Source organism: Rhodococcus sp. AD45-ID (assembly GCF_003023755.1).
In the GTDB taxonomy this organism is placed as follows: Bacteria; Actinomycetota; Actinomycetes; order Mycobacteriales; family Mycobacteriaceae; genus Rhodococcus_F; species Rhodococcus_F globerula.
Genome location: NZ_PYHL01000002.1, coordinates 659054 through 672621, shown reverse-complemented (window position 1 = coordinate 672621; position 13568 = coordinate 659054). Strand labels below are relative to the sequence as shown.

General features: G+C 61.8%; 7 protein-coding genes. 3 read left to right on the top strand and 4 right to left on the bottom strand.

What is annotated here, in order from left to right; genetic code table 11:
- From C7T36_RS30170 to C7T36_RS19340, 3 genes are all read right to left on the bottom strand, one after another.
- On the bottom strand, nucleotides 1-6563 hold a 6563-nt coding region (locus C7T36_RS30170; RefSeq protein ID WP_181317492.1), incomplete at its 3' end, for a non-ribosomal peptide synthetase.
- Nucleotides 6556-7041 (bottom strand): aminoacyl-tRNA deacylase, encoded by a 486-nt coding sequence (locus C7T36_RS19345; RefSeq protein ID WP_052683510.1) that lies wholly within the window; start codon nucleotides 7039-7041, stop codon nucleotides 6556-6558. The genes C7T36_RS30170 and C7T36_RS19345, both read right to left, overlap by 8 nt.
- Before the next feature lie 40 nt (nucleotides 7042-7081).
- Nucleotides 7082-7735 (bottom strand): DUF6875 domain-containing protein, encoded by a 654-nt coding sequence (locus C7T36_RS19340; protein ID WP_146153457.1) that lies wholly within the window; start codon nucleotides 7733-7735, stop codon nucleotides 7082-7084.
- A 420-nt stretch (nucleotides 7736-8155) separates the two neighbouring features.
- Here C7T36_RS19340 and C7T36_RS19335 point away from each other — a divergent pair, with 420 nt between their 5' ends.
- The 3 genes from C7T36_RS19335 (at nucleotide 8156) to C7T36_RS19325 (ending at nucleotide 11764) form a co-directional block, all read left to right on the top strand.
- Nucleotides 8156-8860, top strand: coding sequence for a response regulator transcription factor (locus C7T36_RS19335; protein WP_045067232.1), 705 nt, complete (start codon nucleotides 8156-8158; stop codon nucleotides 8858-8860).
- Nucleotides 8861-8990: 130 nt separating this feature from the next.
- Complete coding sequence (locus C7T36_RS19330) at nucleotides 8991-10559, top strand: PAS domain-containing protein (protein WP_106939778.1); 1569 nt, start codon at nucleotides 8991-8993, stop codon at nucleotides 10557-10559.
- 77 nt (nucleotides 10560-10636) lie between these two features.
- Nucleotides 10637-11764: a TIGR03364 family FAD-dependent oxidoreductase gene (locus C7T36_RS19325; RefSeq protein WP_045067231.1), complete on the top strand. Its 1128-nt coding sequence runs from the start codon at nucleotides 10637-10639 to the stop codon at nucleotides 11762-11764.
- A 56-nt stretch (nucleotides 11765-11820) separates the two neighbouring features.
- On the opposite strand, the gene C7T36_RS19320 is transcribed toward C7T36_RS19325, so the two are convergent.
- Nucleotides 11821-13443 (bottom strand): AMP-binding protein, encoded by a 1623-nt coding sequence (locus C7T36_RS19320; protein ID WP_045067933.1) that lies wholly within the window; start codon nucleotides 13441-13443, stop codon nucleotides 11821-11823.
- Nucleotides 13444-13568 lie beyond the last annotated feature (125 nt).

Below are 13568 nucleotides of genomic sequence, written 5' to 3'. Positions count from 1 at the left end.
ACAAACTCCAACGCGAGACCCCCACCCGAAACCCGGCGCCACCGAACCACATCCCCCGTCCGATACAACCTCCGCCCACCGCCGCCAAACGGATCCGCCACAAACCTCGACGCAGTCAACCCTCTCCGATTCACATACCCGCGCGCCAAACCAGGACCCGAAAGATACAACTCCCCCACCACACCCACCGGAACCGGACGCAACCAACCATCAAGAACAACCTCCGCCACACCCCGAATCGGCCCACCAATCGTCACCGAATCCCCCACCACCAACGGCACACTCGCATTCGACTGCACCGTCGCCTCCGCCGGACCATACGTATTCACCACCACCCGACCCGGCGAACACCACCGCGCCACCAACTCCGGCGAACACACCTCACCCCCCACCACCACCGTCGACAAATCCACAAGCCCGGACGGATCAACAGTCCCCAACACCGTCGGCGTCAACGCAACATGAGAAACCCTCTCCCGCACCAACAACTCCCGAAGCTCGCCGCCCCCGAACACCCCCGGTGGAGCAACCACCAACCGACCACCAGACCCCAACGCCCACAACTGCTCGAGCACCGCAGCATCAAAACTCGGCGACGCGCCATGCAACACCACCGAGTCGGCGCCCAAACCGAACCGAACACACTGATCCACAACCAAATTCGCCAAACCCCGATGCGTCACCACCACACCCTTCGGCACACCCGTCGACCCCGACGTATACACCACATACGCCGCCCCATCCGGATACAGCGATCCACCCCGATCCACATCCGTCACCGCATCAGCCGACAGCGTCGACAACTCCCGGTCCACCACTACATCATCAAGCACCAACCACGGCACCGAACCCGGCAACACCCCACCATGCTCCGAAGACGTAACACCCAGCACCGCACCACAATCAGCAAGCATGAACTCCACCCGCACCGCCGGATACCCCGGATCAACCGCAACAAACGCCGCCCCCGACTTCGCCACCGCACACAACACCACCACCGACAACACCGACCGCGACAACGCCACCGCAACACACGACCCCGAACCAACACCACGGCTAATCAACAACCGCGCCAACCGATTCGACCAACCATCCAACTCCCCATACGACAACCGCTCATCACCACACACAACAGCCAGCGCGTTCGGATCCCCCACAGCCAACAACTCCGGCAACACCAACACCCGACCACCCGCAACACCCGACACCGGAACCAACTCACCACATTCCGCCGGCGAGAGGAGACTGATATCCCCCACTCGGGTTGACGGCGCAGTCACGATGTCCTCGAGGATGCGTACAAATCGATCCGCAAAGCCCTGCACGGTATCCCGGTCGAGAATGTCGACGGCAAAACCGAAGGACGCAGACATCCCGGCGGGAGAACCGTCGCCGGGATCGAAGTCCTCGGCGAGACTCAAGTGCAGGTCGTACCGGGCGACCTCGACGTCCACGTCGAGAAGTTCGACGGTCAATTCCGGGAGCGCCAGTTCCGGTAACGCGGCATTCCTGAACTCGAGCATCACTTGAAACAACGGTGAGTGTGCGGTCGAGCGGACCGGATCGATTGCCTCGACCACTTGCTCGAACGGGGTCTGGGCGTGTGCGAACGCCCCCAGATCGCTCTCTCGAACCGTCGCCAGCACCTCCCCGAACGACGACCCGGATGTTACTGCCGTCCGCAACACCACTGTGTTGACGAACATGCCCACCATATCGTCGAGTGCAGCCTCACCACGCCCGGCTACCGGAGTACCCACCACAATGTCGCCGCTCCCACTCAACCGGCTGAGCAGGATGGCCAGCGCCGCATGCATGGTCATGAATATCGTCGAATCATGCTTGCGCGCAAGCAGTTGCAGCGCGCGATGCAACTGCGCACCGATCTCGAAGTGCACTGCGCTTCCTCGCATCTGCCGCCACGTCGGGCGGGCTCGATCCGTCGGCAACGGCAGGACGGCCGGTAACCCGGACAGCGCCTGTTGCCAGTACGTGAGCTCCTCGCCGGCAAGTGAACCCGGATCGGATTCGACGCCGAGCAGGCGGCGCTGCCACAAGGTGTAATCGGCATAGGTCACCGCAAGCGCCGCCCAATCCGGGATTCGCCGGTTCGCCCGCGCGGTGTACGCGGTCATCACATCGCGGGCCAGCGGCGGCATCGACGAACCGTCGGCAGCGATGTGGTGCACCACAATCACCAATACGTGCTGCTCTGGGCCAACCCTGAACAACGCTATCCGTACTGGAACTTCGTCGGTGACATCAAATCCGGACGACGCAAGCCGCTCGATGCGCCCGAGCAATTCGCTCTCACCTGCCACGTCGACCGGACTGAAATCCCGAAGCACTTGCCCTGTCGGAACAACCACCTGGTGCGGACCGTCCGACGATCCGGGGTACACCGTGCGAAGGGTGTCATGACGCTCGACGACGTCTGTCAGCGCCGCTCGGAAGGCGTCGGTATCCAGTTCTCCGGTCAGGCGGAGCGCGATGGGAATGTTGTACGCGGGCGACGATGTGTCCAATTGATTGACCAGCCACATACGATGCTGGGCAAGGGACACCGGAACTCTCTCGGGTCGCACACCTGCCGTCAAAGCGGGCCCCGCGGACGTCCGTCCGTCGGTGCGCTCGATCCAGCCTGCGAGCGCCGTCACGGTAGGTTCGTCGAACAGGTCCCGCACGCCCACTCCCTCGTTGAGCGCTGAATTGATCCGCGCCACAGCTTTGGTCGCGCTCAGAGAATTGCCGCCGAGGTCGAAGAAGTGTGCATCGGCGCCGAGGTGCTCGATGCCCAGCACCTCGCCGAACACACCGGCGATGGTCTCTTCGATGGGGGTTCGAGGCTGCCGGAACTCGGTTCTTGATGCCCCGACATCGGGTTCTGGCAGGGCACCGCGATCGAGCTTGCCGACCGGGGTCAGAGGGATAGCGTCGAGCACGGTGATTGTTGCCGGCACCATGTAGTCGGGCAGCAATCCCCGGACATGGGTTCGTAATTCAGCCGGGTCGACGTTGTTGTCACCGGTGGGAAGCACATACGATGCCAAGCTGGTGTTTGCAGTGGGTTCGGTGTGTCCGAGTGTAACCGCAAATGCCACGCTCGGATGTTCGGTCAATGCCGCATCGATCTCGCCGAGTTCTATCCGGAAACCGCGGATTTTCACTTGAAAATCGTTGCGGCCCAAGTACTCGATTGTCAGACGTCCCTCCTGATCGTGGCGCCATCGCACCATGTCCCCGGTGCGATACATACGGCGCCCCGGAGGCCCGAACGGATCGGCAACAAACCTCGACGCTGTTGTTCCCGTCTGGTTCCGATAGCCGCGCGCCAAGCCGACACCGCCCAGATATAACTCCCCGACCACTCCGACCGGCACCGGTCGCAGTCGATCGTCGAGGACTACTTCGGCGAGACCGCGGATCGGACCTCCCAGTGTCAGTAGCTCACTACCCGACTCGATCGCCCCGACATTTGCCATGACCGTCGACTCGGTCGGGCCGTAGGCGTCGAACATCAACCGGCCGGCTGACCACCGACCCGCCAATTCCGGCGAACATGCCTCCCCGGCAACAACAAGGCACTGCAGCGAGGTTCGCCCCCGCGGGTCCAGTGATGCCAGCGCGGAAGGTGTGAGGACGGCATGTGTGATCTTCTCGCGATCGAGCAGCGCCGTGAGTTCGTCACCGCCGTATGTGGTTGGCGGCGTGATCACCAATCGGGCTCCCGACCCCAAGGCCCACATCAATTCGAACACCGACGCGTCGAAACTCGGAGATGCACAGTGCAATATTCGCGCGTGCGGCCCCGTCTCGAATCGTGTGCACTGCTCCGTCATCAGGTCGAGCAACCCTCGGTGCGGCACCACCACCCCTTTCGGAATCCCGGTCGACCCGGATGTGTAGATCACGTATGCCGGGTGGTCGATGTCGAGAGTCGCTGTCCGTTCCCCGTCGGTCACCGGCGCAGCGGAGGAACCCACGATCTCGGTAGCGGTGTCCTGGTCGTCGAGCACCAGCCACGGAACCGTCTGAGGAAGTTTTCGGGCATAGCTGGTGTTCGCCACACCGAGTACCGCCCCGGAATCGACGAGCATGTGTTCGAGTCGCGCCGACGGGTATCCCGGATCCACCGGAACAAACGCCGCACCGCTCTTCGTGACGGCCAATAGCGCCATCACCGAATCGATCGACCGCGGCAGTCCGATAGCCACCACCGACTCGGGTCCTATCTCATGGCCGATCAGATAGTGGGCCAGGCGATTCGATCGGCGATCCAGCTCTTCGTACGTCAGTGTGCAATCGCCGCCCACAAGAGCAATCGCGGTCGGATCGGCAGCGACAGCCTCTGCAAAAAGCAGCGGCAAACTCCGTGGTGGCAGTGCGGCCCCACCCCGTACCGGTGTCAGGTATTCATGCTCCGACGGCAAAAGCAGATCCATCTCGTAGATCCGAACCTCAGGATTCGCGACGCCACACTCGAGCACACGCACCAGACGCTCGGCGAGAATATCGATTGTTTCCGGGTCGTACACGTCGGTGGCAAACCCGAGATCCACCTGTACGCCCGAAGGTCGACCGGTATCGGTAAACCTTTCGCCTACTGTGATATTCAGGTCGCAGTTCCAGGATGAACGCCATCCGTCGGGCGCGGTGAGAGCCACATCCGCCGCCGTGGTCGGCTCACAGCCACGGACGCCCAGCATTACGTGGAAAAGAGTCGAACCTACAGCCTCCGCGACCCGTTCCGCCGGCACCTGGGCATGAGCGAATGCATCACGCTCGCATCGTTTTACCTGAATAATCAGGTCGGCAAAGGACATGTCCGGATCGGCTCGAGTCCGCAGGACAACCGCGTCGACGACTGGGTCAGCTGCCTCATTCCGCCTGCGAACCGGCGCTCCCACCGAGATGTCGTCGGCGGCAGCCAATCGAGCCAGCAGTACCGCCAGACCCGCATGCATCACCGCAAATACTGTCGAACCGCGCTCGCGGGCAATGGATTCAAGCTGGCGGTGCAACTCGGCACCCAGTTCGACCTGGCGCGATTCCAACAACGGGAAACTATCGGTCGAGCGACGCCGATCCGTCGGCAGGTCCAACCGCGCCGGGAGACCTGCCAGGCTGCGCCGCCAATAGTCCAGGTGCTGCACTGTTTCCATCCGGCGCTTGCCCACCACCGCGCTGGCAGCATGGATTGTGGAAATCGGTGTCGCCGGGCCGGCCGCGGCGAACTCCTCGACAACTGCGACGCAGCCGCGATGATGGCATTGCAACTCGCCTTCCGTATAGCGACCCGGATTTCCCCGGAACTCGACGAATGTTCTTACTGGAGTGCCACTTTGATAGATATTCACCAGCAGATCGTCGATCGGACCTGACGTCAGCACGTGGAACTCACCGCGCACCGATCCGAAGTTGATCTCTTGACGGAACAGCATCACGTTGACGATCGGCCCGGTGGCCATGGAACGCCGCGCACCGGCACTCAAGCCACGGGCGATCTCTTCGAGATTGCCGCGCTGATGGCGCAGTGCACCGGTCAACTCGAGTCGGACACGATCGACCAGTTCGCCAACAGTGTCGTCGGGGCGGATATCAATCCGCAGTGGAACGATGTTGACGAGCATTCCGCCTGATCGGCGGAGCACAGCGGTTGTCCGGCCGGATACGGGGATCTGCACGCAGACATCGGTGTGCCCCGTCATCCGGGAGAGGTAGCAGGCAAACCCGGCAATGATGGTGGCCGCCGACGTTCCGCTCGCGTGTCTTTCCGAATCCATCAGACGCGCAACAGTATTCTCCTCCAACGACGACGCCACCAGCGTGTCGGTGGCGACCGGAATCGCATACCGCTCGGCGAGACTCGAGCCTTCCGCCATGCCCGCCAGTCGATCGGTCCAGTAGGCGCGATCGGACTCGAAGCGGCTTGAAGCACGGTAAGTGCAGTCGAGTTCGTACAAGGTGCGCAGGTCTGCTGTCGGGTTTGACGGCGGTTCACGCCCCTCCACAGCAGCTGAGTAGATCACGCCCATGCGATTGACCATCGTCACCGCGGCATAGGCGTCGAGCGCGACATGGTGAGCCCGGCCGTACCAGAGGTAATGAGCATCGCCGACTTGCAGCAGCGAGGACGCGATCAGACGCTCACGCATGGGATCCGTCGGCGTTGTGTATTCTTCGCGCATCCAGGCTTGTGCTGCCGCGACCGGATCGCGTTCACCACGAAAGTCGACAAATCCCAGTTCCTTGTCCTGACTGGGATCTAGAATTTGGCGGGGCTCGCCGTCGACCTCAATCAGTCGGAGGAAGGCCCACTGAACCTCGCGTCCAGCGGTTACCGCCACCGAGCGGAACAGCGCAAGATCAAGTTCTCCGTGGAACTCGACGTATTCGGCGATGCAGTGCGGCAGTTCCGGAACGAGTTGCTGCGCCAGCCACACACCGTATTGAGCAGACGACAGCGGAAACGGTTCTGAGGGTGAATCGGCGGGAGTAAGTTCCGGATCCGCGTTCGATTCGGGAACGCGGGTGTCGTTGCTACTGAGTCGAATTTCATCCATCAGTTATCTCCACATTCTGTCCATCGCACGCTTCGGCAAGATCCCACGGACTCAGCTCGACCTCGACGCCGACGTTCCCGCCGCCGACCACGACAGTGGAGTGGGCCATCAGAGATGTGTCGATGACAACCACAATGTCGCGCGGCAATCCGAGCGGTGACACTCCGAGACGTTGATATCCACATTTCTTCGAGACGCTGTCCTCACCCGCCACTTCCAGCCGACCCAACCCCAGATGACGGGAAATCGACGCCATGTCGATCCGCCGATCGATCGGGCACACCGCAAGGACAAGACGGGTTCCGGACTTTTGTTGCAACAGGATCGATTTCGTGATCCGACCCAGCGGAATCCCGAGTGTCCTCGAAACATCTTTCGGCGATAAAACTGGAAGATCGAAAGTGGAGTGGTCATGAACAATGACCGGGAATTTGAATTCTTCGACCGCCGCAGCAACTTGATCGTGCAATTCATTCACGGTGCACTCCTGCCCATTGTTCGAACTCCAGCGCGTCGTGCTAAGACTCCAGTTTCGAGACGATGTAGGCGCGGGCAGGCGGCGGAACAGTTGGCGCAAACCGCTTCAAATACGCAGCCATCCATTCGGAACGTTCGGTCAGGAACGGGTAGTCCGTGCTGACCATGTGCCTCACCGCCAGCATCGGAAGCGGTGCATCCAGTGGTTTGAAGTCGTCGTTCCATAAACCGGGCCTGGTACACCCTGGATAGAACTGTCCCAGCATCAGGCCTTTGTTGATGAAAGTGGACTTTCCATACGACTGAACCGCATCAATGATCGAGAAATCAGTCAGATCCGGAAATATCGCCAGAATCGCCTTGAATATTGCATCTTTCCCGTCACTGGGACTCAGCTCCGGAAATATGTCGGCCATGTCCTGCGCGATCTTTGTCATCAAGGAAAAATCTATGTTGTCACCTTGGACGATTCCTGCCCAGAAAAGGCGTCGTTCCAGCGATGGACCGGTAAATGGGCACACCGGACCTGCTCGCCCCAAATCCTGGTGTGGCTCAGTGAGATACTGGCGTGCCCAGTTTCGAAGAATTCCCATAGTCCGATTCGGACTATCGAATTCTTCCTCGTCCAAGATATTGAGGAATTCTATGTGCGATCTGGTACCTACAATCCGTTGATACGCCATTCGATTCGTCATTGTCGCAATCCTTATCACTGGCGAGGCTCCGCTTGTCGATAACGAAACTGTGCCTCCTGAGGAAGAACGTCGCGATCACGAGAGACCAATCTTCCGACCACGACCGTCACGCCTGTCGGTAGTGCGCTGACGGCACAGGTGCTCCTTGCAATGTGGTCATGTTGCCTCCCGAAATTACTTCTGACTCCCAGAATCGTCGGCACACGTACCGATGTCGTCACCGCTGACGCCCATCTGCGCTACCGACTGCCCCCACTGCCGCCATTCCCGCTACCTTCAATGCCATCACCGAGTCGCCCCGGAGCAACATCGCTGTCCTCGCGTATACCTGCAGACCGCAACTCGGTAGGCTCGAAGTTGATCGGCCCGGCGACGTTTGGGTGAACACCCAGTCATGGACCGGGAGTCTCGGAGTCGACGATGACAGATTTCAGTTTCGTTGCACCACATCGAGATAGAGACAGCAACGGCCGCAGCGCAGTCCGGGTGGTGCTGGCCGAGGACGACGTCCTACTCCGCGAAGGTCTCGCAAGCCTGCTGACCCGCTCGGGCGTCGACGTTGTGGGTCAGGCCGGCGATGCGGAGCAATTGCTGGATTCGGTCCGGGAAATGTCGCCGGATCTTGTGGTGGTCGACATCCGAATGCCACCGACTCATACGACCGAAGGACTCGACGCGGCCAAGGTGATCCGCGACGAACTCCCGGAAACCGGCATTCTGGTCCTGTCGGCGCACGCCGACGTCGAGCAGGCAATGGAGTTGCTCGCAAGCGGTCAAGGGATTGGCTACCTGCTCAAGAGCCGCATCACCGACGTGGACGATTTTGTCGAGACCCTCCAGCGAATCGCCAAGGGCGCGGCAGTTATCGACCCTGCCTTGGTTCGGGAGTTGGTGACGGCTCGCCGACGCAACGACCCACTTGCCGCCCTCAGCACGCGCGAACGGGAAGTGCTGGCATTGATGGCTGAAGGACGTTCGAACGTGGGTATCGCCCACAGGCTGTGTGTCACGCCGGGCACCGTCGAGAAACACGTCCGCAGCATTCTCACCAAACTGGAACTCACCGAGACCGGTGAAAACCACCGCCGAGTACTCGCTGTTGTCACCTACCTCCAAGCATGCTGACTGCTCGAGTCTCCAAGCGCACGCGCGATGGCTTAGTCACCTGCCGTCGCCGTAGACTGAAGCAGGAAACCGATGCCTCGTCAGCGCTGGGCGGTATGGCCGCGGCAATTTTTGTCGCAACGGGTTACTCATGGATATTTTTCGGACGAGAATCGCCCCGGGTAAGACGGTCGGATTGTTGGGCCGCCTGACGGAGTTGCTGCGCTCGACTCGTGATCGCAAATCGAGCGATCACGCATCCGCGGTCGGCGTCGACGATCTCGAGAAGTTCTTCGATCTTTCGTCCGATCTGCTCTGCATCGGCGGCATCGACGGTTTCTGCAAGCGAGTGAACCCGGCGTTCGAGAAGGCACTCGGGTACACGTCACAGGAAATGTTGAAGCGACCCTTCCTGGATCTTGTCCATCCTGCCGACAGAGCACGAACCATCGAGGCTCTCGACGATCTGGCCCGAGGTCTTCCAGTTGCACAATTCGAATCCCGACTCGTCTGCCAAGACGGCTCCGCGCGATGGATCGAATGGAACACGGTCCCGGCGCGCGATTCGCTCTATGCGGCCGGCCGCGACGTGACGGAGCGCCGAGTGGCCCAACAGATGATCGAAGCGAGCCATGCGGAGCTCAGGGCTCTCGTAGAGCAACAGGCCGCACTCCGACGCGTTGCGACCCTGATTGCGCACGGCACTTCCCCGTCGGACGTATGCGCTTCCGTCGCAGCGGAATTGACCCGAATACTGGACAATCGATCGACCGGTCTGTATTGCTTCAGTCCTGACGGTATGTCCATGTTGGTTGCCTCCAACACAGAACCGGTCGGTGGGTCTGCGCACGGTGCACCCCACCCCGTCGACGGCGAAAGTATTGCGGCACGAGTCTTCCGTTCCGGCCACTGCGCTCGGATCGACTCGGCGCAGAACTCGGAGGTCGCCGTGCCGATCGTCGTCGACGGCAACCTGTGGGGCTCGGCGGTGGTCGGGTCAACCAGCCCCGATCCCCTGCCGCCAGACACCGAAGCACGCGTCGGCGACTTCACTGATCTGTTGGCAACCGCAATCGCCAACGCTCAAGCCCACACACAACTGACCGCGTCGCGCGCCCGGATCGTCGCCGCCGCCGACGACGCACGGCACAGACTTGAACGCGATCTGCACGACGGTGCACAACAGCGCCTCGTCTCGCTTGGGCTCGCGCTCCGGTCCGCCGAAGCGTCGGCGGATACCGAACCGGCCGCGCTCAAGGAACAGATATCCGACATCGTGGCAGGACTCAACGATGTCTCCGCCGATCTCCGAGAAATCTCACGCGGAATCTATCCCGCAATCCGGTCCAAGGGAGGTCTCGGCCCAGCACTGAAAGCCCTTGCCCGCCGCTCCGCGATTCCCGTCGATCTGGATCTGCACCTCGACCCGCGAGTGCCGGAATCCACGGAAGTAGCGGCGTACTACGTCGCAGCGGAAGCCCTGACAAACGCAGCTAAACATGCCCGCGCGTCGGGGGTGCACCTGCAGGCCAGAACGAGCGGCACGCACCTCGAGCTCTCGGTACGCGACGATGGGTCCGGAGGTGCCGACCCCGCCAAAGGGTCCGGACTGACCGGAATCAGGGATCGCGTCGAGGCCCTCGGCGGCCAGTTGGAAATCATTTCTCGAGCCGGCAGCGGTACCGCACTTCTTGCCGACATACCGATGGACGCCCCGTGACTGGTCTATACCAATCGTTAACCTGTTGTTCGTTTCGATGATCCTTGCTGGTCTAGACCAAAGGTCATGATCGCTTCATGCAAATTTTGATTGTCGGTGGCGGGATACTCGGAACGACGCACGCCGACGAGGCCATCCGCCGCGGACACGACGTCATCCATCTCGAACGTGAACCCGAAGCCCGTGGTGCAACGGTACGAAACTTCGGATTGGTCTGGGTATCCGGGCGAGCGCCTCACGAACTCGAGGCCACTCTCCGATCGCGAGAACTATGGGCCGATCTAGCCGTTCGCATCCCGGGAATCGGATACCGCGCGGCCGGCTCCATCACCCTGATGCGCACGGAGGAGGAAGTTGCGGTAGCCGAGGAAGCGTTTGGGCGAGAAGACGCCGAGAACCGCGGCTTTTCGCTTCTCGACGCCGACGCAGTTCGCGTCATCAACCCCGCACTCCAAGGCAAGTTCCTCGGCGGCTTGCACTGCACTCTCGACGCAGCCGTTGAATCGCGCCAAGCGCTCCCGGCAATCCGCGGCTACCTCGGCGCCACCGGAAGATACACATTCCACGCCGGCACGGAAGCCCGCGAGATCACCACCACCGAATCCGGCGTCCACATTCGCGACGACCACGGACGCAGCTACGACGCAGACCTGGTAATCGTCTGCCCCGGAGCCACATTGGGCGGGTTGGCCCGCGACCTGGCCGGAGACCTTCCCCTTCGCCGAGTGCGTCTGCAGATGATGCAGACAGCGCCGCTCGGCGAAAAGCTCACCACCGCAATCGCCGACGGTGACAGCTTCCGCTATTACCCCGGCTTTGCGGGCCCCGCACTGGAGCGCCTCCACAAAGTCCAGACTCAGGAGCCGACTGCCGAACAGCACCGCATGCAACTCCTCTGTGTCCAGCGCCTGCACGGCGGGCTCACGATCGGCGACACCCACGAGTACGAGGAGCCCTTCAACTTCGACGTGGACGAGGAGCCGTATCGTCACCTGTCCGGCGTCGTGGAAACCCTTCTCGGACGCGATCTTCCACCGATCGTCAAGCGTTGGGCCGGCGTGTACAGCCAATGCCTCGATCCCACACAACTGGTTCACCGCGCGCAAGCTGCCGACAACATCTGGGTGGTTGCCGGTCCCGGCGGACGCGGAATGACGCTCGGCCCTGCCCTGGCCGAACAAACTGCTGATCAACTCGGACTCTGAAAACCTGCTGTGCGCCTTTGTCAACCGCCCGCGGTTAACAAAGGCGCACAGTGGGATTACCCCTTACGCAAGATGTACCGCTGAACCTTGCCACTCGGCGTCTTGGGCAGACTCGGAACGAAGTGCACCGTACGCGGGTAGGCGTGAGCGGCAAACTTCTTCTTCACCAGGGTCTGCAGTTCCTTCTCCAAATCGTCGTCACCATCGACGCCTTCGCGCAGAACGACAAACGCCTCGAGAACTTCTCCGCGCAACTCGTCCGGCATACCCACAACCGCAGCCTCGATGACGTGCTCGTGCATGACCAGCACGCTTTCCACGTCGAAGGGGCCGATGCGGTAGCCCGCCATGATGATGACGTCGTCGTCACGCGAGGAGAAGAAGTAGAAACCGTCCTCATCCGTCATGCCCGCGTCGCCGGTGATGTACCAGCGTCCGTCTTCGGTGAAGCGCTGCTTCGTCTTCTCCGGTGCGTCGACGTACCCGGTGAACCACATGAGTGGACTGTTGTGGGTATCGATCGCCACCCGGCCCGGTGTCCCGGCCGGAGCAATGTCGTCGGAATTGTCTTCCAGCACAGCGGTGGACCAGCCCGGCAATGGCAGACCCATCGAACCGGGGCGTACGTCCTCACGCAGACCGTCGGCCCACGCGTTGACGATGAACATGCCGTGCTCGGTCTGCCCGTAGTGATCCCGAACCTCGACGCCCAGCGAATCCTTGGACCACGCAACAACATCCGGCGTCAGCGGCTCACCTGCGGACGACGCGCGCCGCAAGGAGATACCGGCGGGGACAGGTGTTTTGTCAGCGCGCAGGCTGCGGTACACCGTCGGTGCTGCGGCAAAATTGGTGACACCGAACTTCTCGATGATCTGCCACGTCAACGGCGCGGAGAAACCGGCGTGCAGTAGCAGGCTTCGAGTGCCTGCGGCCAACGGTCCGAGCAACGCGTAGTACAGGCCGTACGCCCAGCCCGGATCAGCGGCGTTCCAGAACACGTCGTCGCCGCGGACGTCGAGGCCGAACTCCTGATACGCGTGGAACGACGCCAGCGCACGCACCGGAACCGGCACGCCCTTCGGTGTTCCCGTGGTGCCACTGGTGAACAACTGCACCATCGGGCCGTTGCCGCCGACAGCCTGAGCAGCGCCCTTCGGATCCTCGGCGTCCTGCGCCGCGACCAGGGTGCCGAAGTCCAACTCGTCGCCGACAGCGCCACCCGCGACGATGATCCGCCACGGGGCGTCGGCGGGAATGTCTTCACCCGGTACCAACTTCTCCAGCTGATTCGCGTCGGAAATGACGACCTTCGCGCCGCTGGCAGTCAAGCGGAACGCAATTGCCGGAGCGGCAAACGCGGTGAACAACGGTACGTGAACTGCGCCGCGGCGCCAGATACCGAGCAACGCGACCACCAGATCGGCGGACTTGCCCATGAGCGTCGCGACGTGGTCACCCGGTTCGACTCCGAGGTCCGACAGTGCCGCGGCAAACCGGGCGGACTGCTCACGTAGGTACCCGTACGTGAGGTCCACTGAGCTAAGGTCTGCCTCGACAACGGTGAAGGCAACGCCGTCCGCGGGGTGCCGGTCGCAGAGCAGTTCTGCGGCGCTGGCCTCGGGGGTGTCGTACTGATCCAAAAGCTCACGCACCCGCGCCGTGGGATCGGTGCTCATCAACATGCTCCTTTTTCATGGTCGTATTGTGGGTCGGCGGGTTTGATCACCGACTCGTCATACGCAGTGTCCACCACTTATGATCAAGCTCACAAGGAAACTTCACTACCCCCGGAAAGGGGTGC

Coding starts and splice junctions, on each gene's coding strand:
- C7T36_RS19340 (WP_146153457.1), bottom strand. CDS start 7,735: ATGACGAATCGAATGGCGTATCAACGGATTGTAGGTACCAGATCGCAC.
- C7T36_RS19335 (WP_045067232.1), top strand. CDS start 8,156: ATGACAGATTTCAGTTTCGTTGCACCACATCGAGATAGAGACAGCAAC.
- C7T36_RS19330 (WP_106939778.1), top strand. CDS start 8,991: ATGGATATTTTTCGGACGAGAATCGCCCCGGGTAAGACGGTCGGATTG.
- C7T36_RS19325 (WP_045067231.1), top strand. CDS start 10,637: ATGCAAATTTTGATTGTCGGTGGCGGGATACTCGGAACGACGCACGCC.
- C7T36_RS19320 (WP_045067933.1), bottom strand. CDS start 13,443: ATGAGCACCGATCCCACGGCGCGGGTGCGTGAGCTTTTGGATCAGTAC.